14 protein-coding genes and 4 pseudogenes are annotated in these 22,367 nt (G+C 74.7%); 5 read left to right on the top strand and 13 right to left on the bottom strand.

Annotated elements, in window-relative coordinates; all coding sequences use genetic code 11:
* Positions 1-320: 320 nt before the first annotated feature.
* Positions 321-1,271: a hypothetical protein gene (locus LUW75_RS19440; RefSeq protein ID WP_250336760.1), complete on the top strand. Its 951-nt coding sequence runs from the start codon at positions 321-323 to the stop codon at positions 1,269-1,271.
* Between the two features lie 16 nt (positions 1,272-1,287).
* Here the strand turns inward: LUW75_RS19440 and LUW75_RS19435 are convergent, their stop codons facing one another.
* Both LUW75_RS19435 and uvrA read right to left on the bottom strand, forming a co-directional pair.
* Complete coding sequence (locus LUW75_RS19435; protein ID WP_250336759.1) at positions 1,288-1,716, bottom strand: Rieske (2Fe-2S) protein; 429 nt, start codon at positions 1,714-1,716, stop codon at positions 1,288-1,290.
* Positions 1,717-1,916: 200 nt separating this feature from the next.
* Complete coding sequence (gene uvrA / locus LUW75_RS19430) at positions 1,917-4,832, bottom strand: excinuclease ABC subunit UvrA (RefSeq protein ID WP_250336758.1); 2,916 nt, start codon at positions 4,830-4,832, stop codon at positions 1,917-1,919.
* 196 nt (positions 4,833-5,028) lie between these two features.
* Here uvrA and LUW75_RS19425 point away from each other — a divergent pair, with 196 nt between their 5' ends.
* Positions 5,029-5,718, top strand: coding sequence for a maleylpyruvate isomerase family mycothiol-dependent enzyme (locus LUW75_RS19425; RefSeq protein ID WP_250336757.1), 690 nt, complete (start codon positions 5,029-5,031; stop codon positions 5,716-5,718).
* A gap of 9 nt (positions 5,719-5,727) precedes the next feature.
* Complete coding sequence (locus LUW75_RS19420; protein WP_250336756.1) at positions 5,728-6,384, top strand: MBL fold metallo-hydrolase; 657 nt, start codon at positions 5,728-5,730, stop codon at positions 6,382-6,384.
* Positions 6,385-6,779: 395 nt separating this feature from the next.
* Here the strand turns inward: LUW75_RS19420 and LUW75_RS19415 are convergent, their stop codons facing one another.
* The 5 genes and pseudogenes from LUW75_RS19415 to LUW75_RS19395 form a co-directional block, all read right to left on the bottom strand.
* Entirely contained in the window at positions 6,780-7,757 is a 978-nt protein-coding gene (locus tag LUW75_RS19415; protein WP_250336755.1) for a TerC/Alx family metal homeostasis membrane protein, read from the bottom strand.
* Between the two features lie 310 nt (positions 7,758-8,067).
* Positions 8,068-9,965 (bottom strand): annotated as a pseudogene (locus LUW75_RS19410) (TerD family protein).
* A 121-nt stretch (positions 9,966-10,086) separates the two neighbouring features.
* A pseudogene (locus LUW75_RS19405) lies at positions 10,087-10,664 on the bottom strand (TerD family protein).
* Between the two features lie 191 nt (positions 10,665-10,855).
* Positions 10,856-13,000, bottom strand: a complete 2,145-nt coding sequence (gene uvrB / locus LUW75_RS19400) for an excinuclease ABC subunit UvrB (protein WP_250336754.1) — start codon at positions 12,998-13,000, stop codon at positions 10,856-10,858.
* A gap of 69 nt (positions 13,001-13,069) precedes the next feature.
* Positions 13,070-14,008: an MHYT domain-containing protein gene (locus LUW75_RS19395; protein ID WP_250336753.1), complete on the bottom strand. Its 939-nt coding sequence runs from the start codon at positions 14,006-14,008 to the stop codon at positions 13,070-13,072.
* Positions 14,009-14,149: 141 nt separating this feature from the next.
* Here LUW75_RS19395 and LUW75_RS19390 point away from each other — a divergent pair.
* A pseudogene (locus tag LUW75_RS19390) lies at positions 14,150-14,705 on the top strand (methylated-DNA--[protein]-cysteine S-methyltransferase).
* Between the two features lie 88 nt (positions 14,706-14,793).
* Here LUW75_RS19390 and LUW75_RS19385 read toward each other — a convergent pair.
* Both LUW75_RS19385 and LUW75_RS19380 read right to left on the bottom strand, forming a co-directional pair.
* Positions 14,794-15,427, bottom strand: a pseudogene (locus LUW75_RS19385) (nucleoside/nucleotide kinase family protein).
* A gap of 784 nt (positions 15,428-16,211) precedes the next feature.
* Positions 16,212-16,919: a chaplin gene (locus tag LUW75_RS19380; protein WP_250336752.1), complete on the bottom strand. Its 708-nt coding sequence runs from the start codon at positions 16,917-16,919 to the stop codon at positions 16,212-16,214.
* Positions 16,920-17,950: 1,031 nt separating this feature from the next.
* Between LUW75_RS19380 and LUW75_RS19375 the strand changes: the two genes are divergently transcribed.
* Entirely contained in the window at positions 17,951-18,238 is a 288-nt protein-coding gene (locus LUW75_RS19375) for a DUF6343 family protein (RefSeq protein WP_250336751.1), read from the top strand.
* 24 nt (positions 18,239-18,262) lie between these two features.
* Here the strand turns inward: LUW75_RS19375 and LUW75_RS19370 are convergent, their stop codons facing one another.
* From LUW75_RS19370 to rpsA, 4 genes are all read right to left on the bottom strand, one after another.
* Positions 18,263-18,631: a tetratricopeptide repeat protein gene (locus tag LUW75_RS19370; RefSeq protein WP_168438477.1), complete on the bottom strand. Its 369-nt coding sequence runs from the start codon at positions 18,629-18,631 to the stop codon at positions 18,263-18,265.
* Between the two features lie 50 nt (positions 18,632-18,681).
* On the bottom strand, positions 18,682-19,293 hold the full coding sequence (gene coaE / locus LUW75_RS19365; protein ID WP_250336750.1) for a dephospho-CoA kinase: 612 nt from the start codon (positions 19,291-19,293) through the stop codon (positions 18,682-18,684).
* Between the two features lie 65 nt (positions 19,294-19,358).
* Complete coding sequence (locus LUW75_RS19360; protein WP_250336749.1) at positions 19,359-20,300, bottom strand: PAC2 family protein; 942 nt, start codon at positions 20,298-20,300, stop codon at positions 19,359-19,361.
* A gap of 294 nt (positions 20,301-20,594) precedes the next feature.
* Positions 20,595-22,094: a 30S ribosomal protein S1 gene (gene rpsA, locus LUW75_RS19355; RefSeq protein WP_250336748.1), complete on the bottom strand. Its 1,500-nt coding sequence runs from the start codon at positions 22,092-22,094 to the stop codon at positions 20,595-20,597.
* Between the last annotated feature and the right edge of the window lie 273 nt (positions 22,095-22,367).

The following is a 22,367-nucleotide window of genomic DNA, read 5'->3' as shown; positions in this document are numbered from 1 at the left end:
CGGCCCGGTCCGGCGGCCGGCCGGGCGGGACGGCGGCCCGCGGCACCACACCGGCCGGGGCGGGGTCCGCTCCGTGTCCTGCCGCGGCGGCGCAGCGCGTTCCCCCGAGGGGCCGCGGAAGGGAGGAGCCCGTCCGGAGGCCCGCCCGGGAGATCGAGCGTTGTCACGGGCAGGTCAACACGATTCAATGCGGGGTGAGCGTCGCGGTGTGAGCGGCGGCCACCGGGGTGTGAACGCCCCGGTACGCCTGACCTGCCCTCCCGTCCACACCGGAACGCCGTCTCATCCCCCCGTATGTGAACGTTCACCGAGGAGACCTCGTGGAGTACACCGAGGCCGCTGGCGACCTGGCGCAGCTCCTGCGCACCGGTCCGTTCCACTTGGCGCTCCGCGCGGCGCTCGCGGCGCGGGGACTGCCGCTGCAGCGGGTCCGGCACCACCTGGCGCACCGGGGGATCAAGGTCGGGGTGACGAGCCTGTGCTACTGGCAGCAGGGGGCGCGGCGGCCCCGGCGGCCCGAGTCGCTGAAGGCGGTACGGGCGCTGGAGGAGCTGCTGGGCTTGCCCGGGGAGTCGCTGATCCGGCTGCTCGACGACGTTCCGGGCGGCGGGACCGGCGGTGGGCGGGGCGGGGTGAAGCGGCCGACGGCCCGCGCGTACCGGTCGCTGATGGAGACCGCGGGGGCGGTGGAGCGGCTCATCGAGGGCCTGGGTCTGCCGCAGGACGGCGGGCTGCACACGGTGGGGCACCACGAGCGGGTGTGGATCGGCGCGCAGCGGGAGCTGGTGGGCCGGGACTCGTCGCACGTGGTGCGGGCGCACCGCGACGGCGTCGACCGCTACGTGGCGATCCACCGCGGGGACCCCGGGTGCGTGCCGGAGCGGGTGGTGGTGCGGGCGGGCGACAACTGCCGCACCGGACGCGTGCGGTGGCACCGGGAGACCGGGGTGGTGGTCGCGGAGCTGCTCTTCGACACGCGGCTGCGGGCGGGCGACACCTATGTGTTCGGGTACGGCTTCGAGGACGGTACGGGCGGGGAGAGCCTCGAGTACGTGCGCGGGTTCAACTTCGCGGGCGGGCAGTACGTGCTTCAGGTGGGCTTCCACGAGAAGGCGCTGCCGGTGCGGTGCCGGCGGTTCACGCAAACGTCGGCGTCGGCGCCGCGCGGGACGCGGGGGGACCTGACCCTGAGCGGCCGGCACCGCACGGTGCACTTCGTGGAGCAGGGGGTGCGCCCGGGGCGGCTGGGGATCGGCTGGGACTGGGAGTAGACCGGCGAAGGGGCGGTCAGGCCTGGGGGCCGGCGATGAGCCTGCCGTCCCTGACGGTGACGGGCACCTCGGGCAGCGGGACGGTCGCGGGGCCCTTGAGCGCCTTGCCGGTGGTGACGTCGAAGCGGCTGCCGTGGCACGGGCAGTTGCCCTCGTTCTCCTCGATCCGGTCGAGGGCGCAGCCCGCGTGGGTGCACTGGGCGCTGAACGCCCGGTACTCGCCGCGGGCGGGGCGGTGCACGAGCAGGCGCTGCTCGCGGTAGAGCCGGGTGCCGCCCACGGGCACCTCGGCGGCCGCGCCCAGGTCGACGGGGGCGGTCGGGGTGGGCGTCCGGGCGTGGCCCAGCTTGGACTCGGTGGAGCAGGCGGCGGCGCCGAGCCCGGCGGTGCCGGCGAGGGCAGCTCCCTTCAGCACGGTGCGGCGGGTGGCGGGCTGGCCGGACATGGGCGCTCCAGGACGTACGGGGGTGGGGACACGTCGGTACGACGGGTACGGACCCGACGATACCGACGCGGTCCGCCGCCCCCGGTCCCGGGTTCCGCCCCGGGGACGCGGCCCGACGGACCGGTGCGGCGGTGCGGGCGCACCGCCGCAGGCCGGGCCCGCCCGGGGCGGGAGCCCGGCCGGGCGGGCGGGACCGGTTCTCAGCGGGCGAGCCGGGGCGTCCTGCGCGCGGGACGCCCGGCCTTCGTCTTCACGGATGCGGCGTCACTGATCCGGCTCGGGTCCAGGATGTCGCGGAGGAACTTGCCGGTGTGGCTCGCGGGCACGCCCGCGACCGCCTCCGGCGTGCCCTCCGCGACGACCAGGCCGCCACCGCCGCCGCCCTCGGGGCCCATGTCGACCAGCCAGTCCGCCGTCTTGATCACATCGAGGTTGTGCTCGATGACGATCACCGTGTTGCCCTTGTCGACCAGGTCCGACAACACCTTGATCAGCTTCGCGATGTCCTCGAAGTGCAGACCGGTCGTCGGCTCGTCCAGGACGTAGACCGTACGGCCCGTGGAGCGCTTCTGGAGCTCGCTGGCGAGCTTGACGCGCTGCGCCTCGCCGCCCGACAGGGTCGGCGCGGACTGGCCGAGCCGCACGTACCCCAGGCCGACCTCGTCGAGGGTCCTGAGGTGGCGGGAGATCGTGGGAACGGCCTCGAAGAAGGCCAGGGCCTCCTCGATGGGCATGTCCAGCACCTCGGCGATGGACTTGCCCTTGTAGTGGACCTCCAGGGTCTCCCGGTTGTAACGCGCGCCGTGGCAGACCTCGCACGGCACGTACACGTCCGGGAGGAAGTTCATCTCGATCTTGATCGTGCCGTCGCCGGAGCAGTTCTCGCAGCGCCCGCCCTTGACGTTGAAGGAGAACCGGCCCGGGAGGTAGCCGCGGACCTTGGCCTCCGCCGTCTCGGCGAACAGCCTGCGGATGTGGTCGAAGACGCCGGTGTACGTGGCCGGGTTGGACCGCGGGGTGCGGCCGATCGGCGACTGGTCGACGTGGACGACCTTGTCGACGAGGTCGTCGCCGTCCACGCGCGTGTGCCGTCCGGGCACGGACCTGGCACCGTTCAGCTCGCGCGCGAGGTGGGTGTAGAGGATGTCGTTGACCAGCGTCGACTTGCCGGAACCGGAGACTCCGGTGACCGCCGTGAGCACGCCCAGCGGGAACGAGACGTCGATGTCGCGGAGGTTGTTCTCCCGGGCGCCGTGCACGGTCAACCGCCGGGCGGCGTCGACGGGGCGGCGGACGTCCGGGACGGGGATCGCCTTCCTGCCGGACAGGTACTGCCCGGTCGTCGACTCCTCGTTGTCGAGGAGCTGCTTCAGCGGCCCGGAGTGGACGACCCTCCCGCCGTGCTCGCCGGCGCCGGGGCCGATGTCGACGATCCAGTCGGCGACCTTGATGGTGTCCTCGTCGTGCTCGACGACGATGAGCGTGTTGCCCATGTCCCGGAGCCGGACGAGGGTCTCGATCAGGCGGTGGTTGTCGCGCTGGTGGAGGCCGATGGACGGCTCGTCGAGCACGTACAACACGCCCACCAGGCCGGAGCCGATCTGGGTGGCGAGCCGGATGCGCTGGGCCTCGCCGCCGGAGAGCGTGCCGGCCGCGCGGTTGAGCGAGAGGTAGTCGAGGCCGACGTCGACCAGGAACCTCAGCCGCTCGTTGACCTCCTTCAGCACCCGCTCGGCGATCTTCTTGTCGCGGTCGTTCAGCGTGAGGCGGCCGAGGAAGTCGGCGCACTCGCTGATGGACATGGCGGAGACGTCCGCGATGGACCTGTCCATGATCGTCACGGCGAGGACGATCGGCTTCAGGCGGGTGCCCTCGCAGGTGGGGCAGGGCACCTCGCGCATGTAGCCCTCGAAGCGCTCGCGGCTGGAGTCGCTCTCGGCCTCGCTGTGGCGGCGCTTGACGAAGGGGACGACGCCCTCGAAGGCGGTGGTGTAGGCGCGCTCCCTGCCGTACCGGTTGCGGTACCGCACCTCGACCTGGGTCTTGTGCCCGTACAGCAGGGCCTTCCTGGCCCGCTGGGGCAGTCCGGCCCACGGGATGTCGGTGCGGAAGCCGAGCGCCTGGGCGAGCCCGTCGACCAGCCGGCCGAAGTACTCCCTGGTGTGGCCGTGCGACCAGGGGTGGATGGCCCCCTCGTCGAGGGAGCGGTCCTCGTCGGGGACGACGAGCTCCGGGTCGACCTCCATGCGCGTACCGATGCCGGTGCACTCGGGGCAGGCGCCGAAGGGCGAGTTGAAGGAGAAGGAGCGGGGCTCCAGCTCCTCGAAGGAGAGGTCGTCGTAGGGGCAGTAGAGGTGCTCCGAGTACATCCGCTCGCGCTCGGGGTCGTCCTCGGGCAGGTCGACGAAGTCGAGCACCACCATGCCGCCGGAGAGGCCGAGCGCGGTCTCCACGGAGTCGGTGAGCCGCCGCTTGGCGCTCTCCTTGACCGTGAGGCGGTCCACGACCACCTCGATCGTGTGCTTCTCCTGCTTCTTCAGCTTGGGCGGGTCGGTCAGCGGGACCGTCCGCCCGTCGACGCGGGCGCGGCTGAAGCCCTTGGTCTGGAGGTCGGCGAAGAGGTCGACGAACTCGCCCTTGCGCTCGCGCACCAGCGGTGACAGGACCTGGAAGCGGCTGCCCTCGGGCAGCTCCAGCACCCTGTCGACGATCGCCTGCGGCGACTGGCGGGAGATCGGCCGGCGGCACTCGGGGCAGTGCGGCCTGCCGATGCGCGCGAAGAGGAGCCGGAGGTAGTCGTAGACCTCCGTGATCGTCCCGACCGTGGAGCGCGGGTTGCGCGAGGTGGACTTCTGGTCGATGGAGACCGCCGGGGAGAGCCCCTCGATGAAGTCCACGTCCGGCTTGTCCATCTGGCCGAGGAACTGCCGGGCGTACGACGAGAGCGACTCGACGTAGCGGCGCTGCCCCTCGGCGAAGATCGTGTCGAACGCGAGGGAGGACTTGCCCGACCCCGAGAGCCCGGTGAAGACGATGAGGGAGTCGCGTGGCAGGTCGAGCGAGACGTTCTTCAGGTTGTGCTCGCGCGCGCCACGGACGATGAGACGGTCGGCCACGCCGGGTCCGCACCTTTCTTGAGAGAAGCGGGGGGCACAGCCCCCGTCTCCGACCGCCCCAGCCTAGGGGGGCCGCCAGATGGATGACTGCCTGACTTCCAAGAATGCCTCCGTCGAGCCTATAGCACGCGCATTCGATTCCGGTCCACGCTCCACCGCCTTCACCGGAACGAGTGACGGCGCTACTGTCGGCACCATGATCGATCACATCCACGACCTGGCCTCCGTGCGCGAGGCGACCGACCGGCTGCTCTCGGCGGCCTCCGCGCTCGACGGCACCGCCGTCGCCGAGCCCTCCCGGCTTCCCGGCTGGACCCGCGGGCACGTCCTGGCCCACCTCGCCCGCAACGCGGACGCCCTGGTGAACGTCCTGCGTGGGCTGCCCATGTACGCCAGCGCCGAGGCGCGGGAGTCGGACATCGAGCGCGACGCCGCGCGCCCGCTCGCCGCCCACCTCGACGACCTGCGGGCGAGCGCCGAGCGATTCCGGGCCGAGGGCGACGCACCGGCCGACTGGGGCCGCACCGTGGAGCTCCGCAACGGGGTGACCGACCGGGCCGCCCGCGTCCCCTTCCGCCGCCTCGTCGAGGTGGAGCTCCACCACGTCGACCTGGGCGTCGGCTACGAGCTGGAGGACCTGCCGAAGGAGTTCACCGCACGCGAGATCGCCTTCCTGGCGGAGCGGTTCGCCGGCCACCGGGACGTCCCCGCGACCACGGTCGCCGCCGAGGACGGCCGCACGTGGACGACGGGCGGCGGCGCGGCCGGCGGACCGGTGACCGTGCGGGGCTCCGCGGCCGACCTGCTCGGCTGGCTCGCGGGCCGCCGCGACGGTTCCGCGCTGGGCGTCTCCGGCGGGCCCCTCCCCGCGCTGCCCCCGCTATAGGCTGGGTCCATGACGTACAGCGGAGCGGTGAAGGTCGGCGGACCCGCGGACGTACACGAGCTGACGGACCTGATCATCTCGAAGGTCGCCGTCGGGCCGATGGACAACAACGCGTACCTGCTGCGCTGCCGGGCCACCGGCGAGCAACTGCTGATCGACGCGGCGAACGAGCCGCGGACCCTCCTCCGGCTGATCGGTGACGACGGCGTCACGGCCGTCGTCACCACCCACCGCCACCACGACCACTGGTACGCGCTGCACGAGGTGGTGGCGGCCACCGGCGCCCGCACCCACGCGGGACGGTACGACGCCGAGGGGATCGACGTGCCGACGGACGTCCTCGTCGAGGACGGCGACACGGTCCGGGTGGGCCGGGTGGAGCTGACGGCGCGCCGCATGACCGGGCACACGCCCGGCTCGATCGTGCTGCTCTACGACGACCCGCACGGCCATCCGCACGTCTTCACCGGCGACTGCCTGTTCCCCGGGGGCGTCGGGAACACCCACAGGGACCCGGAGGCGTTCGCGAGCCTCCTCCACGACGTACAGACCAAGCTGTTCGACGCCCTGCCGGACGAGACCTGGGTCTACCCGGGCCACGGTCGGGACACGACGCTGGGCGACGAGCGCCCGCAGCTCCCGCAGTGGCGCGCACGGGGCTGGTGACGCACCCGGTACCGGCTCCCGGGCGTCCGCGCCCCGTGTGACCGCGGCGCGCTCCCCGGTCCTCGTCCGCCTTCCCCGGACCGCCCCCGCGGCCGCCTTCCCGGCGGTCGCGGGGGCGGTGTGGGTGTCCGCCGGACCGGGGCGGCGGTACGCAGGGGCGGCCGCCGCCCGCGGGGTCTCCACCGCGGGACGCCGCCCGCACCCTGGGAGGGGCGCTCCCCGCCCACCCCGGTGACCCGGGCGGGCGGCCGGTGGACCGCGTCGCACCCCGCTCCGGAGGCCTCCGGTGACGGGAGGAGCGGGCGGGGCCTCCGTCCGTGGACGCGCGTCCACGGGCGCGCGCCGGCCCGCGCCGTCGAGCGGCCCGGCCGGCGCCCCGCCCGCGCCCGGCGGCGTCAGACCTTCCCGGACCCGGCCTCCGCCCCGTCGGCGGCCCGCCGGCGGGAGGCGACGAGGCTGGTGACCGTGGTGACGGCGAGGACGCCGCAGATGACGGCCAGCGAGAACGGGATGGAGATCTCGGGGACGTGCACCCCGGACTCGTGCAGGGCGTGCAGCACGAGCTTCACCCCGATGAAGCCCAGGATGACGGAGAGGCCGTAGCTGAGGTGGACCAGCTTCTTCAGCAGGCCGCCGATGAGGAAGTACAGCTGCCGCAGACCCATCAGGGCGAAGGCGTTCGCGGTGAAGACGATGTACGGGTCCTGGGTCAGGCCGAAGATCGCGGGGATCGAGTCCAGGGCGAACAGCACGTCCGTGGTGCCGATGGCGAGCATGACCACCATCAGGGGGGTCAGCACCCGCTTGCCGGCGACCCGGACGAACAGCTTGGTGCCGTGGTAGCGGTCGGCGACGCCGAAGCGCCGCTCGACCGACTTCAGGAGGCGGTTCTCCTCGTACTCCTCCTCGGGCTCGTCGGAGGAGGCTTCCTTGATCAGCTTCCAGGCGGTGTAGATCAGGAAGGCGCCGAAGACGTAGAAGACCCACGAGAAGCCGGCGATGATCGCGGCACCGGCGGCGATGAACACCGCCCGCAGGACGAGCGCGATGAGCACGCCGACGAGCAGCACCCGCTGCTGGAGGTGGGACGGCACCGAGAACTTCGCCATGATGAGGACGAAGACGAAAAGGTTGTCGACGCTCAGCGACTTCTCGGTGATGAAGCCCGCGAAGAACTCCCCGGAGGCCTGCCTGTCGCCGAAGAGGAACAGGCCCAGGCCGAACAGCACGGCGAGGACGATCCAGACGGCCGTCCAGACCCCGGCCTCCTTGACCGACACGCCGTGGGGTCTGCGCCCGATGAGGAAGTCGACCGCGATCAGGGCGATGAGACCGAGGACGGTCACCGCCCACAAGGTCATCGAAACGTCCATGGTGCCTCCGGCGTCGTACGGCTATCGACCAGCGTCGTCGCTGCCGGAGGTCTCTTCCGCCCGGGCGCCGCCCGCGATCCGGACGGCGGGGCCGGCGCCCCGGGACCGGACCTCCGTCCGGCCGGTCCGTACTGACGGGCACGCCGCTGTGTGGGAGTACTCCCCTCCGCGTAAAGGAATCGTACGCCGACAACCAAGGAAAGGTAAAGTCCCGGCAGGGGAGGGGACGGAAGCGCTGGTCGGCGAGGGTTCTGCCCGACCCGGCCCGACCCGACCCGGCCCGGCCGGGGCCCGGCCGGGGCCCGGCCGCTCAGCGGCGCCGCACGCGGCGGGCCTCCGCGACGCTCGCGAGGACCCGGTGCAGCACCCGGCTCCCCTCCGGCACCGACGGCGGTTCGTACGTCCAGGCGTGGCCCACCCACGGATCCGCCAGATGGTCGTCGGGCACCGGGGTGACGCGCAGCAGCGAGCGCCACAGCGGGTCCAGCACCGGCCCGTACGCCCCGGCGTCCTCGCGGTCGGCGACCATCATCAGGTGGACGCCCACGGCGGGCCCCTCGTCGGCGAGGTACCGCAGCCGGGTGACGGCCCGGTCGTCGAAGCCGTGCGGGAAATCGTTGACGACGAGCAGCTGCCCCGCCGTGTCCAGGTCCGGCGGGAGCGCGTCCGCGCCGGCGCCGCCGCGCAGCGCCATCTGCACCAGGTCCACGCGCCGGGTGAGCCGCTCCAGGACCGACGCCACTCCCCCGGCCCCCGCCGCCGGAGGCTCGGCCAGCACTCCCGCGGCGGTGAGGGGGGCGAACGAGGCGGCGCCCGAACCGGCCGGATCGATCACCTGGACGGTGAAGTCACCCGGCGGGTGGGCGGCGAGGAGGCGCGCGGCGTGCGCGACGGCCGTGTCCAGGGCGAGGCGCCGCAGCCGCCCCCCGTCCACGAGCAGGGCGTGTTCGGAGCCGCCGCGACCGCTGTCCACCCACAGACCGCGCTCCAGCGGCAGCCTGACCAGCATCGGGATGCGCAGCTCGGGGCGCTCCGGGAGGTGGAGGTCGCCGAGGCGCAGCGCCGTCGGGGCCTCCTCGGGGACGCGGTAGGCGTGCCACACCGGATGGTCCCAGCGGGCGAAGGCGGGGGGGAGCGCGGGCTCGACGACCTCGGACTCGGCGGTCAGCTGGGCCAGGTCGCGGTCGAGGGCCTCCCGCGCCCGGTCGGTGAGCTCCCGGCACCTGGCGCGGGCCTCGGCGCGGGCCGTCTCGCCCGCGGCGCCGAGGCGGCTCCGCGGGTCGGACAGGACGCCGTCCAGCTCCTGCCGCATCCGGGACTCGGCGAAGTCGACGGCACCGCGGTAGGCGGCGGTGGCCCGGGCCAGGTCCTCGAACATGCCCCAGACCTGGTTGTAGAGGCGCTCCTCCATGGACCAGCCGGCGGCGTCGCCGGCGACCGGGGCCGCGGGAACGCCGGGTGGATCCGCCGAGGGCGGGGGCGCGGTGGCCCGCCGGGGGTGCGTGTAGTCCACGGGGCCGCCCGACGGCGCGGGCGGCAGGGCCGGGGGCTGGGCCGGGGGCTGGGCCCCGGAGGGCGCCGGCGGCGCGACCCGGGCGGCGCGGCCGGCCCGGTCGTCCTCCGCGACACGGGGCGGAGGCGGGGCGGCCGGGCGGCCGGCGCCGCTCGCCACGGCGTCCTGGACGGCCGCGGCGAGCCCGGCCGCGTCGGGCACCCCCTGGTCCCGGAAGAGCGCGGCGAGGCCGTCCGCGTACCCCTGGCCGACGGCGCGCACCTTCCAGGAGCCCTGCCGGCGGTACAGCTCCAGGGCGACGACGGCGGACTCGGTGTCCAGGCCCGTGAGGGCGTACGAGGCGACCTCGGCGCCGCCCGGCACGGCGACCGCGACGAAGGGCGCGGCGACGGCGCCGAAGCGGCCGGGTCCGCCCGGGCCCGCCGGCAGGGCCAGCAGGACGGCGACGCGGTGCACGCCGTCGGCCACGGCCCCCAGGTCCACGGCGAGGCGGTGGTCGGCGGCCGCCTCCCGGGGGCCTCGACGCCGGGCGGGGACGGCGCGCCGGGGCGGGCGACCCAACCGGCCCCGGCCACGGCCCCGGAGGCGTCGGAGAGCACGGCCCCCGCCACCACCGGTGTCCCGGACGACACCCGGATCTCGAGTCGGGCGTCGGGCAGCGGGTGGTTCTGGCCCCGGACCAGCTCGACCGTCATCGTGTCGTCCCCTCGGTGGTTGCGGCTGGGTGGCATGGGTCGCGGAACGCGCCGGCGGCGCACGTGTGGCAGCTCCCGGCGGCCGGGCCTCCGGGAGCTGCGATGCGTGTGCCGGGTGCGGCTACAGGTGCGGCAGGATCGCCGGCATCAGGTCCTGGAACGTCCGGCCGTTGGCGGACGCGCCGATGGCCGTCATGGTCCAGCCGCCGCCGACGCGGTGCACCTTCGCCATGATCTGCGCGGTGTACTGGCCGCCGCCGTCCAGGGTGTAGCGGGCGAGCTCCTGGCCGTTCGTCTCGTCGACGAGGCGGCAGAACGCGTTCTGCACCTCCTGGAACGTCTGACCGGTGAAGGAGTTGACCGTGAAGACGATCTGGTCGATGTGGACCGGGACCCGCTGGAGGTCCACGAGGACCGCCTCGTCGTCGCCGCCCTGGCCCGCACCGCCCACCAGGTTGTCGCCGGTGTGGCGGACGGAGCCGTCGTCGCTCACCAGGTGGCGGAAGAACACGACGTCGACGGGCTGCTTGCCGGCGAACAGCACCGCCGACGCGTCGAGGTCGATCTCCCGGGTGCGCGAGCCGAACAGACCGCGGCGCGGCGCCGCCTTCCAGCCGAGTCCCATCCGCACCGCGGACAGGGCCCCCCGTCGCTCTTCTGCAGGCTGATGGCCTGGCCCTTGGTCAAGTTGACCGACACGCGCTGTCCCCTCTCTTCGGCGTTCCCCGCGGCCGTCCCGTGGTGGGGGCGCGGTTGCGAGCACCCTATGCGGGGGTGCGGCACCGGGACGGCGGCAGGTCCCCCTTTGTGTCGGTGTTGCAACACAGCGGGCGCGGCGCCCGGCGCCCCGCCTGCGGAAGGACCCGCCCCGGCCGGCCCGGGGCGGGCCGTCAGGCGATGCCCGCCTCCTTCATCTGGCGCAGCTCCCTCTTCAGTTCGCTCACCTCGTCGCGCAGCCGGGCGGCGACCTCGAACTGGAGGTCCGCGGCGGCGGCCCGCATCCGCTCGGTCATCTCCTCGATGATCCCGGCCAGTTCGGCGGCGGGGCGGTCGCCGGTGACGGCGCCCGTGCGGGCCGCCTCGCCCCGGGGGCTCCCGGCGCCGTCCCGGGCGGCCTTCCCCAGCGACGGGACCGGGGCCTTGGCGCCCTTGCCGTCCTTCGCCTTGCGGTAGCCGGTGCCGAGCAGCTGCTCCGTGTCGACCTCCTCGCGCGCGATGGTGGCGACGATGTCGTTGATCTTCTTGCGGAGCGGTTGCGGGTCGATGCCGTGGGCCTCGTTGTAGGCGACCTGCTTCTCGCGGCGGCGGTTGGTCTCGTCGATGGCCTGCGCCATGGCCTGGGTGATCGTGTCGGCGTACATGTGAACCTGGCCCGAGACGTTGCGCGCGGCGCGGCCGATGGTCTGGATGAGGGACGTCCCGGAGCGCAGGAAGCCCTGCTTGTCGGCGTCGAGGATGGCCACGAGGGACACCTCGGGCAGGTCGAGGCCCTCCCGGAGGAGGTTGATGCCGACCAGGACGTCGTACTCGCCGGCGCGCAGCTCGCGCAGCAGCTCGATCCGGCGCAGCGTGTCCACGTCGCTGTGGAGGTAGCGGACCTGGATGCCCAGCTCCAGGAAGTAGTCGGTGAGGTCCTCGGCCATCTTCTTGGTGAGGGTGGTGACCAGGACGCGCTCGTCGCGCTCGGTGCGGAGGCGGATCTCGTGGACCAGGTCGTCGATCTGCCCCTCGGTGGGCTTGACGACGATCTCCGGGTCGACCAGGCCCGTGGGGCGGATGATCTGCTCGACGAACCCGTCGGAGCGGGACAGCTCGTAGGGTCCGGGCGTGGCCGACAGGTAGACGGCCTGGCCGATGCGCTCCTGGAACTCCTCCCACTTCAGCGGCCGGTTGTCCAGCGCGGACGGCAGCCGGAACCCGTGGTCGACGAGGGTCCGCTTGCGGGAGGCGTCGCCCTCGTACATGGCGCCGATCTGCGGCACGGTGACGTGGGACTCGTCGACGACCAGCAGGAAGTCCTCGGGGAAGTAGTCGAGGAGGGTGTTGGGCGGGGAGCCGGGCTCGCGCTGGTCGAAGTGCATGGAGTAGTTCTCGATGCCGGAGCAGGAGCCGATCTGGCGCATCATCTCGATGTCGTACGTGGTGCGCATGCGCAGCCGCTGGGCCTCCAGCAGCTTGCCCTGCCCCTCCAGCTCGGCGAGGCGCAGCTCCAGCTCGCGCTCGATGCCGCTGACGGCGCGCTCCAGGCGCTCGGGGCCCGCCACGTAGTGGCTGGCGGGGAAGACGTACAGCTGCCGGTCCTCGCTGATGACCTCGCCGGTGAGCGGGTGCAGCGTGGAGAGGGCCTCGATCTCGTCGCCGAACATCTCGATGCGGACGGCGAGTTCCTCGTACACGGGGAAGATCTCGATCGTGTCGCCGCGCACCCGGAACGTGCCGCGGGTGAACGCGAGGTCGTTGCGCGTGTACTGGATGTCGACGAAGCGGCGCAGCAGCCGGTCCCGGTCGACCTCGTCGCCGACCTCGAGGGAGACCATCCGGTCGACGTACTCCTGGGGCGTGCCCAGGCCGTAGATGCAGGAGACGGAGGCGACGACGACCACGTCCCGCCGGGTGAGCAGGGAGTTCGTCGCGGAGTGGCGCAGCCGCTCCACCTCCTCGTTGATCGAGGAGTCCTTCTCGATGTACGTGTCCGACTGCGGGACGTACGCCTCGGGCTGGTAGTAGTCGTAGTACGAGACGAAGTACTCGACGGCGTTGTTCGGCAGCAGCTCGCGGAACTCGTTCGCCAGCTGCGCGGCCAGCGTCTTGTTCGGCGCCATGACGAGCGTGGGCCGCTGGAGCCGCTCGATCATCCAGGCCGTGGTCGCCGACTTGCCGGTGCCGGTCGCACCGAGCAGGACGACGTCCTTCTCGCCCGCGCGGATGCGCCGTTCGAGGTCGGCGATGGCCGTGGGCTGGTCACCGCTGGGCTGGTAGGGGCTGACGACCTCGAAGGGCGCCACCGAGCGTTCGATCTGGGTTACGGGCCGCATGAGTCCACCGTACGACTCCGCGGTGACAGCCGGCCGTCCCTCGGCGGCCGGCCCCGGCCGTGCCCCAGGTCAGCGGCGGGCGTCGTGGTCGCGGTGGCGCGGGGCGGGGACGCCGCGGAGGCCGGCACGCGGGTCCGCGGGGCGCCGTCCGGGCCGCTCGCCGCCGGACAGGACCGGGCCGAACAGCACCGCGGCCCCCGCGAGGAGCAGGAACGCGGCCGGGCCGACGAGGAGCGGGGCGAGCGGCACCGCCGCCGTACCGCCGCGGACCCCCGCGGGCGCGCCCGGCGCGCCGTCCGCGGCACCGCCGGGGCCGGCCCCCTCCGCCGTCGCGGCCCCCTCCGCCGTCGCGACCCGGTCCGCCCGGTCCGCCCGGTCGGCGGGGGCGTGCGCCGCGGCGGTGCCGTCGTGGTGGACGCTGACGGCGGCCATACCCGTGTAGTGCATGCCGGTCACCGCGAGCCCCAGGACGAGACCGGCTCCGACGCTCGCCGCGAGCCCGCGGACGCCGACGGCGGCCCACAGCGCCGTGGTGGCCGCCGCCACGGCGATCACCGCGGAGAGGACGACGGTGGGGGTGTCGTACTCGACGCGGCCGGGGAAGCGCATGCCGGCCATGCCCAGGTAGTGCATGGTGGCGATGCCGAGGCCGGTGATGGTTCCACCGGTGGCCAGGGCCATCGCGGTCCGGCCGCGCAGCCCCACGACGGAGGTGCCGACGCCGGCCATGAGGATCGCGACGGCGAGGCCGGCGAAGACGACCGGACGGTCGTGGTCGACGGGCGCCCCCGCGACGCGGAAGTCCGTCATCGCGATGAAGTGCATGGCCCAGGTGCCGGAGCCGATGGACGCGGCGCCCAGGGCGAGCCAGCCGGGACGGGGGGCGCCGGGGGCGCGCAGGGACCTGGTCGTGCAGCGCAAGCCGAGCACTCCGCCCAGGCAGGCCACGAGGTAGGCCACCAGGGGGATGACCGGCCCGTGACCGAATCCGTCGACTGTGCCCCACATGTCCGTGCGCCCCTCACCCCTCGGTGTCCCGCCGCGAACCCGACCGTGGAGGGTAGTCCACCCGCGGCAGGCCCGTTCGGCCGGGCGGTGGCGTGGGGGAACGGCCGCGGTGGTGCGGGCGGCGGCGCGTACCGTGGCGGCATGGACGACAGGGCGCGGGGTGCGGAGCGCACCGTGGAGTGGGCGGTGGTCGGCGGCGGCGTCGGGCCGCTGCTGCTGGCGGCCACCGCGGACGGGCTGGCCGGGGTGGTCTTCCACGCGGAGCGGGAGGTGCGGCGTGAGGCGCCGGACCGGCTCGCGGCGCGGCTCGGGGCACAGCCGGTGGAGACGGCGACCGGACGCCTCGCCGGGCCGGTGCGGATGCTGGAGGACTACTTCGCGGGTCGCCTCCGGGAGTTCCGGCTTCCCCTGGACTGGTCGCTGACGAGCGGGTTCAACCGGCAGGTGCTGCGCGAGCTGGCGTCCGGGGTGCCGTACGGGACGCTCGTCGGGTACGGGGAGCTGGCCGCGCGGGTGGGGCAGCCCGGCGCCGCGCAGGCCGTGGGCGCGGCGATGGGCGCCAATCCGCTGCCGGTCGTCGTGCCGTGCCACCGCGTGGTGGAGGCGGGCGGGGGGGCTCGGCGGGTTCGGCGGCGGGCTGGAGACCAAGCGGCGGCTGCTGGTGCTGGAGGGGGTGCTCCCGGAGCCGCTGTTCTGACGGACGTTCCGGCGGGCGGCGCGGGACGGGCGCGGGTGCGCACGCGGCCGGGCGCGGGCGGACGCACGGGCGGGCCGGACGCGGGCGGTCACGGCAGGCCGGTCCAGGCCGGGTGGCGCGGGTCGTCGGCGCGCACGAGCACGTCGGCGGCGTCCGACGGGGCGACCTCCGCCTCGTACCGTTCGAAGGCCGGCAGCGTCCAGCGCTCGGGTGTGCGGCGGGCCAGTGCGGCGCGCGAGAGCCGCAGGTGCACGGTCAGGTCGAAGGGGAACCAGTGCCCGAGCAGGAACGGCCCGTGCAGCAGCAGGACCCCGCCGGGTGCGAGCTCCCGGTACGGGCTGCGCGTCGCGCGGTCCGTGGCCGGGTCCCACAGGTCGGGCAGGACGCGGCCGCTGCCGCCCGGCTCCAGCGGACCGCACACCTCCCGCCACAGCGCGCCGGTGTCGAACCAGCCGCCGTAGTACGCGTCCGGGTCCTCCCTGCCGTGCTCGAACCGCAGCGACGCCGGACGCAGGAACCCGGACGCGGCGACCCGGATCACGTCCCGCCCCCCGCAGTCGCAGCCCCTGCGCCACGCCGTCCGCCAGGTCGCCGGGCCGGGCGGCGGGGGCGCCGTCGACGGCGGCCTTCAGCCAGGGGCCCCCGTCGGCGGGGTGCCGACCGGCCAGGTGCTCGGCGAGCGCGTCGGCGAGCCGCTCCCAGGTGATCGGTTCCAGTCGCACGCCCCCATCCTCCTAAGAGGACCGGTGCCGCGGACGGCCGGTCCCGGCCCGTCCTCCCCGGAGCACGGCGGGCACCCCCGCCGTCCCTGCGCCCCGGCCCCCGCGCCCGCCGGCGATGGGGCGGCGCCGTGCCCGGGACGGTCGCCGCACCGGGAGGGGCCCCGCCGGGGTGCGGGAGCGGGGACGGGCGGAGGTGCCGCGGAAACCCGCTCGCGGCCGTCGGACCGCTCCGGCCAGGCACCCGCCGGGGCCGCTGCGGCGGACGGTGCCGGTGGCCGCCGCGTGGGCCGGCCCGGGCCGCGCCGGCCGGCCCGTCCGCCGTACGGTGGGGCGGCGCTCGTCCGGTCCGGCCGGGGACGGGCGCGGCGCGGGCCGTGGCCGTGCGGCACGAGGGGGCGCCATACCCGGTACGAGCGCCGGGGCCCCCTCCTCGAGGAGGCCCCGGCCCGAACCGGGACGGCGTGCCCGGTGGGCGCCGGGTCCCGTGCCCGCCGCGCCGCGGGGAGGCGGAGCCGCGCGGAGACGGGGCGCGGCGCCTGCTCCCGGGCCCCGGCCCACCGGGTGCCGGGAGCGCCGCCCCCGCGCGGCGGCGGACGCGTGGGCCGTGCGGCGGCCGGGTGCGCCCCGGGCGGGGCGCGCCCTGCCGCGGTGCGGGCGCCGGTACGGCACTGCGGCGCCCCGTGGAACGCACTGCCGACGGACGGGACACCGCACCGGCGCCGGGGCGTCCGGCTGGCGCCGGCCGCACCGGCGGCGGTGGCGGGCGCCCGTGGGACCGGTCCGGTCAGGCGCGCGCGGCCGACGAGCGGGAGCGGCGGTAGAGCAGCGCCCCGGCGAGGACCAGGCCGGCGGCGGGCAGCCCCATGCCGGCGAGGTCGCCGGCGCCGGTGACGGCGAGGGTCGGGGTCTGCGCCGGTGCGGGCGCCTCCTCGACGAGCATCGGCGCGGCCGGCTCGTCGCTCGCGGGCGGCGCGGGCGCGGCCGGCTTCGACGGCGTGACGTCCTGCGCGGGCGGCTTGCCGCCGCTCTCGCCGGAGTCGTCGAAGTCCGACTCGTCGAAGGCGACGATGCTGACCGCGTTGCCGGAGACCTTCACCGGGAGGTCGACGGGGAGTCGGATGCCGTCGTCGGAGACCGCGCCGGGCGAACCGATCACGCCGGCCAGGGCGGTGGTGCCGCCGCCGTGCCCGCCGTCGCGGTCGGACGCGCGGGAGGTGCCGGACTCCTCCCCGTGCGAGCCGCGCGCCTCGTCCCCGTCCTCACAGGTGCTGCCGGCCTCGGGGTTGAGCAGACCCTCGGCGTTCACGGTGTCGCCGCAGACGCTGACCGGGCTGTCCATCGGCAACTGCATCTCGTCGCCGGTGACCATCCCGACCGAGTCGAACGCCGCGGCGAACGCGTCGGCGTCGGCCCGCGCCGTACCTGCGGCCAGCGCGAGCGCGCCGCTCGTGGCCATCAGAGCGACCAGACCATTTCGGCGAATGTGCCTCATGGCTTCCTGCCTTCCGAAGATGTTCGCGGGCACTCGCCCGCACTCCGGTTAACGCGCTAGCCCCGGACGGGTTATGACGTATTCCGCAATCACCCCATCGAGGGACGTTTCAATCGTTCTCTCACATCATCCTGACTTCGGCCGTCCCGGCGGTCCGCGGCGCCCGGGCCGGGTGCCGCGGCGCCGTCCGCGTCGAAGCCCCTGGCCGTGCCGGGACCGGGCCACCCCGCCGTTCCTCGTCCCCGCCTGCGGCGCCGTGAGGCGCGGGGGCCACCGGAAGGGCGACCGGGGCGGCCCCCGGCCCCCGGGCCCCGTATGGCCGGGCGAGGAGCCGCCGGGCCGTCGCACCGGACGTGGGGCGTGCGCCCCTCGGCGAGCGCCCCTGTCCCGCGCCCCGTCCATCGGCCGTTCCACCGGCCGTCCGCCGGGTGGGCGCCGGGTGGGCGCCGCCTCCGGCACGCGGTCCGGCTCCGCGCGGTCTCCTCGAAAGGGGCGGGCCGGGACGGCGGTGCGGCGCCCGGGTGTCCGGCGGCCCGGTGGCCGCGGGGCGCCCCGGCCGGGTCGGGCCCGGGGCGCCCCGCGGCCACCGGGCGTCGCGGCCCGCTTCGGGCTCGCGGCCGCACCGGAGGCCACGGCCGGGGAGGAGCCCCGCCCCGGCCGTGGAGGAGCCGGGTCCGTCCCGGTCGGGGCGGGGCGCCGGTGCCGGGTAGCGGCGGGAGGTCGGCGGCGGGCGGGTGCCCGGCGGCTGCGGGCGCCGCCGTGGCGCCGTACGACGGCGGGCGTGCCGGCGCCCGGGGCCGGCCCACCGGGGGGACGGTGCCGTCGGGGTCTGGAAGGCGGCGCCACCCCTACGGGCGGGGCCGCGGCACCGGGTGGCACGACCGCCGCGGGGCGGCACCGCGCACGGGCCCGGCGCCTCCCGCGACCGGGTCCTCGCCGTCCGTCCCCGCGGCGGGGGCCGTCCGGCGGGCCCCCGCCGCGGGGTCGGACGGCGGTCCGCGGGTACCCGGCGGTGGAGGAGGACGATGACCATGCGCAGCGGAAACGAACCGGTCACCGCGCGCAGCCCGCTGCGGCTGCGGCTCGGGCTGGGGGTGTGGGGACTGCTGTGGGCCCTCGGCGGCACCGTCGCGTTCGCGCTGGTGGGACGGGCGGACTGGGCGATCGCCTGTGGGGCGCTGCTGCTGGTGGTGGCGGCCGACGTGGCGGTGGTCCTGCGCCGCATGCGGCAGGGCGCCCACTACCAGCCCGGTCCGGACGTCCCCCCGTACGAGTCCTGCCGTACGGGCCGACGGCGCGGCGGCCGGGACGCACCGTAGGGGCCGGGCCGCGGCGCCGCCGCGTCAGTCCGCGGCGTCGAAGCGCGCCGCCTCCACGTACTCGGGCTTCGGGTCGAGCGCGGCGGCCAGCCGGAAGTGCCGCCTGGCGTGCTGCGGGCGGCCGGCGCGCTGCAGGGTGCGGGCCAGCCCGAAGTGGGCGAACGCGTTGTCCGGCTCGCGCTCCAGGACCAGCTCGAACTCCAGCTCGGCCGGGCGGAGCTGGGCCGCGGCGAAGAAGGCTCGGGCGCGCAGGAGGCGGGCGGCGGTGTTCTCGGGGTGGGCCGCGATCACCGAGTCGAGCAGCTTGACGGCTCCGCGCGGATCCCGTGCGGCGAGCAGTCGCTCGGCCGCCCGGTAGTCGATGACGTGGGTCTCCGGGTTGCTGTCGGGCACGGTCGGATCCTTCCCCTTGCTGGGCTCCCTCAACATTCCCGACGCCCGCCCTATTCCGGCGCGGTGCGGGCCGCGCGGGCCTCCAGCTCCCCCCACACCGTCCGCACCCGGGGCTCCAGGGCTTCCAGGGGGCCGTCGTTGTCGATGACGTAGTCGGCGACGGCGCGCCGCTCCTCGGAGGTGGCCTGGGCAGCCATCCGGGCGCGGGCCTCGGACTCGGTCATGCCGCGGAGCCGTACGAGGCGCTCCAGGCGGGTCTCGGTGGAGGCGTCGACGACCACGACCACGTCGTAGAGGGGGGCGAGCCCGTTCTCGGTGAGCAGGGGCACGTCGTGGACGACGACGGCGTCGGGCTCGGCGGCGGCCTGGAGTTCGGCGGAGCGGGCGCGGACGAGGGGGTGGACGATGGCGTTGAGGGTGGCGAGGCGCTCGGCGTCGCCGAAGACGACGGACCCCAGTCCGGGCCGGTCCAGGGTCCCCTCCGGCGTCAGGACGCCGGGGCCGAACGCCTCCACCACGGCGGCGAGGCCGGGGGTGCCGGGCTCGACGACCTCGCGGGCGATCTTGTCGGCGTCGACGAGGACGGCGCCGTACGAGACGAGGAGGCGGGAGACCTCGCTTTTGCCGGCGCCGATTCCACCGGTGAGACCTACGGTCAGCATGGGCGGAAGCTTAGGCGCCTGGGCGGGGCGGACGGCGGCCGCCCCCGGCGACCGGCGCCCGGCCCCTACGGCGTGTCGCCCTCGCGCTCGGCGAGGAAGCGCTCGAACTCCCGGCCGAGTTCTTCGGCGGACGGCAGCTCCGCGGACTCCGCGACGAGGCTGTCGCGGGTCTCGGCGCCGGCCAGCGCGTCGTACTGGTGCTCCAGCCCCTTGACGAGGGCGGTCAGCTCCTCGTCGCCCTCGCCGATCTGGCGGTCGATCTCGGTGCGCGTGCGCTGGGCGGCGATGCGCAGGTCGTGCGCCACGGTCGGCAGGACCAGACCCGTCGCGGCCGTGATCGCCTCGACGGCGGTGAGCGCCGCGTCGGGGTAGGCCGAGCGGGCGAGGTAGTGCGGGACGTGCGCGGCGAGTCCGAGCACGTCGTGCCCGGACTCGATCAGCCGGTACTCGACGAGCGCGACGGCGCTGCCGGGGACCTGCGCCTCGTCGAAGGCACTGCGGTGCCCCGGTGCGAGGTCGATGCGGTTGCCGTGCGGGGTGAGGCCGACGGGGCGGGTGTGCGGGACGCCCATCGGGATGCCGTGGAAGTTGACGGAGAGCCGCACGCCGAGCCGCTCCACGACCTGCCGCACGGCCGCGGCGAAACGCTCCCACTCCACGTCGGGCTCGGGCCCGGAGAGCAGGAGGAAGGGCGCCCCGGCGGCGTCCTGGACGAGGCGGAGCTCGATGACCGGGGTGTCGTACGCGGTCCAGCGGTCGCGGCGGAAGGTGAGCAGCGGACGGCGCGCCCGGTAGTCGACCAGGCGGTCGTGGTCGAAGCGGGCCACCACCTGATGCGGAAGGCTCTCCAGCAGGCCGTCGACGACCTGCTCGCCGGTCTCGCCCGCGTCGATGTACCCGTCGAAGTGGTAGAGCATGACCAGGCCGGCCGACTCCTGCGCGAGCGCCAGGTCGGCGGCCGCCAGGCCCTTGGGCTCCCATGTGTACAAGTCCTGCGGATCAAGCACGATTACCGCTCCTCCTCGTGTTCCCACGGAAGAACGTCGCACGGCCCCCGGGGATTCCCGCACGCGCCCATGTCACGGGAGGCGTACGGCCTTTGGTGCGGGCCTTCGGCGGGGAGGCGCCGGGGCGTCGTCCCGCCCCGCGGCTGCGGGCGGCGCCCGGCGCGTCCTCCGCCGCGACGGGGAACTCGGGGCCGCGCCCGTACGGCGGGCGGGGTGCGAAGCACCGAGGCCCGCCCCTCGCGGGGCGGGCCTCGGTGTCACCGGCTAGGAGCCAGCGGGTCGGTGGGGAGCCGTTCAGCTCTGGCCGCCGGCCAGCTTCTCGCGGAGGGCGGCGAGCGCCTCGTCCGACGCCAGGGCACCGGAGTTGTCGTCCGACTCCGAGGAGTAGGAGCCACCGGTGGGCGCACCGGCGCCGGCGGAGGCGGCGGAGCCGCCCTCGGCGGCGGCGGCCGCGTCGGCCTCGCGGGACTTGATGACCTGGGCCTGGTGCTGCTCGAAGCGCTGCTGCGCCTCGGCGTACTGGGTCTCCCACGCCTCGCGCTGGGCCTCGTAGCCCGGCAGCCAGTCGTTGGTCTCCGGGTCGAAGCCCTCGGGGTAGATGTAGTTGCCCTGGTCGTCGTAGGACGCGGCCATGCCGTACAGGGTCGGGTCGAACTCGACCGAGGCCGGGTCGGCGCCGAAGGACTCGTTGGCCTGCTTCAGCGAGAGGCTGATGCGGCGGCGCTCGAGGTCGATGTCGATGACCTTGACGAAGATCTCGTCGTTGACCTGGACGACCTGCTCCGGGATCTCCACGTGGCGCTCGGCCAGCTCGGAGATGTGGACCAGGCCCTCGATGCCCTCGTCCACGCGGACGAACGCACCGAACGGAACGAGCTTCGTGACCTTACCCGGGACGACCTGGCCGATCTGGTGGGTCCGGGCGAACTGCTGCCACGGGTCCTCCTGCGTCGCCTTCAGCGACAGGGAGACGCGCTCGCGGTCCATGTCGACGTCGAGGACCTCGACCGTGACCTCCTGGCCGACCTCGACCACCTCGGACGGGTGGTCGATGTGCTTCCAGGACAGCTCGGAGACGTGGACCAGGCCGTCGACGCCGCCCAGGTCCACGAAGGCGCCGAAGTTGACGATCGAGGACACGACACCGGAGCGGACCTGACCCTTCTGGAGGGTCGTGAGGAACGTCTGACGGACCTCGGACTGGGTCTGCTCCAGCCAGGCGCGGCGGGACAGGACCACGTTGTTGCGGTTCTTGTCCAGCTCGATGATCTTGGCCTCGAGCTCCTTGCCGACGTACGGCTGGAGGTCGCGGACACGACGCATCTCGACGAGGGAGGCCGGCAGGAAGCCGCGGAGGCCGATGTCGAGGATGAGACCACCCTTGACGACCTCGATGACGGTGCCGGTGACGATGCCGTCCTCTTCCTTGATCTTCTCGATGGTGCCCCAGGCGCGCTCGTACTGGGCGCGCTTCTTCGAGAGGATCAGGCGGCCTTCCTTGTCCTCCTTCTGGAGGACGAGGGCCTCGATCTCGTCGCCGACCTTGACGACCTCGTTCGGGTCGACGTCGTGCTTGATCGAGAGCTCGCGGCTCGGGATGACACCTTCGGTCTTGTAACCGATGTCGAGCAGGACCTCGTCCCGGTCGACCTTCACGATGACGCCGTCGACGATGTCGCCGTCGTTGAAGTACTTGATCGTCTCGTCGATCGCGGCGAGGAAGGCTTCCTCGTTACCGATGTCGTTGACCGCAACCTGCGGGGTGGTGGCGGTGGTCTCGGTGCTGCTCGTCATGTGGGAAAGGGCTCCGGTACGGACATTGAAGTCGTAGGCACTGCTACGCCGAGAGCCCGTATCGCAGCTGCAGAAGCCGGACAGCCAAGGAAGCGCCGGACCCGGTGGCGGGTGGCGCCTCGACAACCGAGGGGACATACAACAGATGCGAGCGCGGCCTGCTCCGTCTGAGGCGCGCAGGCCCGCAGCGCAACCTTTAGCATAAGGGTGCCGCCGGACGGGGTCAATGCGCGAAGGCGCCCGCCCCGGGCCCGGGGGCCCGCCCGCCCGGCG

This window comes from Streptomyces sp. MRC013 (genome assembly GCF_023614235.1).
GTDB lineage: Bacteria > Actinomycetota > Actinomycetes > Streptomycetales > Streptomycetaceae > Streptomyces.
Note: the sequence above shows the minus strand (reverse complement) of the source record. Positions and strands in the feature narration are given on the sequence as shown.

Excerpts from the sequence above, each read along its gene's own strand:
- LUW75_RS19435 (WP_250336759.1), bottom strand. The coding sequence starts at position 1,716 with ATGTCCGGCCAGCCCGCCACCCGCCGCACCGTGCTGAAGGGAGCTGCC.
- LUW75_RS19425 (WP_250336757.1), top strand. The coding sequence starts at position 5,029 with ATGATCGATCACATCCACGACCTGGCCTCCGTGCGCGAGGCGACCGAC.
- LUW75_RS19420 (WP_250336756.1), top strand. The coding sequence starts at position 5,728 with ATGACGTACAGCGGAGCGGTGAAGGTCGGCGGACCCGCGGACGTACAC.
- LUW75_RS19415 (WP_250336755.1), bottom strand. The coding sequence starts at position 7,757 with ATGGACGTTTCGATGACCTTGTGGGCGGTGACCGTCCTCGGTCTCATC.
- uvrB (WP_250336754.1), bottom strand. The coding sequence starts at position 13,000 with ATGCGGCCCGTAACCCAGATCGAACGCTCGGTGGCGCCCTTCGAGGTC.
- LUW75_RS19395 (WP_250336753.1), bottom strand. The coding sequence starts at position 14,008 with ATGTGGGGCACAGTCGACGGATTCGGTCACGGGCCGGTCATCCCCCTG.
- LUW75_RS19380 (WP_250336752.1), bottom strand. The coding sequence starts at position 16,919 with ATGAGGCACATTCGCCGAAATGGTCTGGTCGCTCTGATGGCCACGAGC.
- LUW75_RS19375 (WP_250336751.1), top strand. The coding sequence starts at position 17,951 with ATGCGCAGCGGAAACGAACCGGTCACCGCGCGCAGCCCGCTGCGGCTG.
- coaE (WP_250336750.1), bottom strand. The coding sequence starts at position 19,293 with ATGCTGACCGTAGGTCTCACCGGTGGAATCGGCGCCGGCAAAAGCGAG.
- rpsA (WP_250336748.1), bottom strand. The coding sequence starts at position 22,094 with ATGACGAGCAGCACCGAGACCACCGCCACCACCCCGCAGGTTGCGGTC.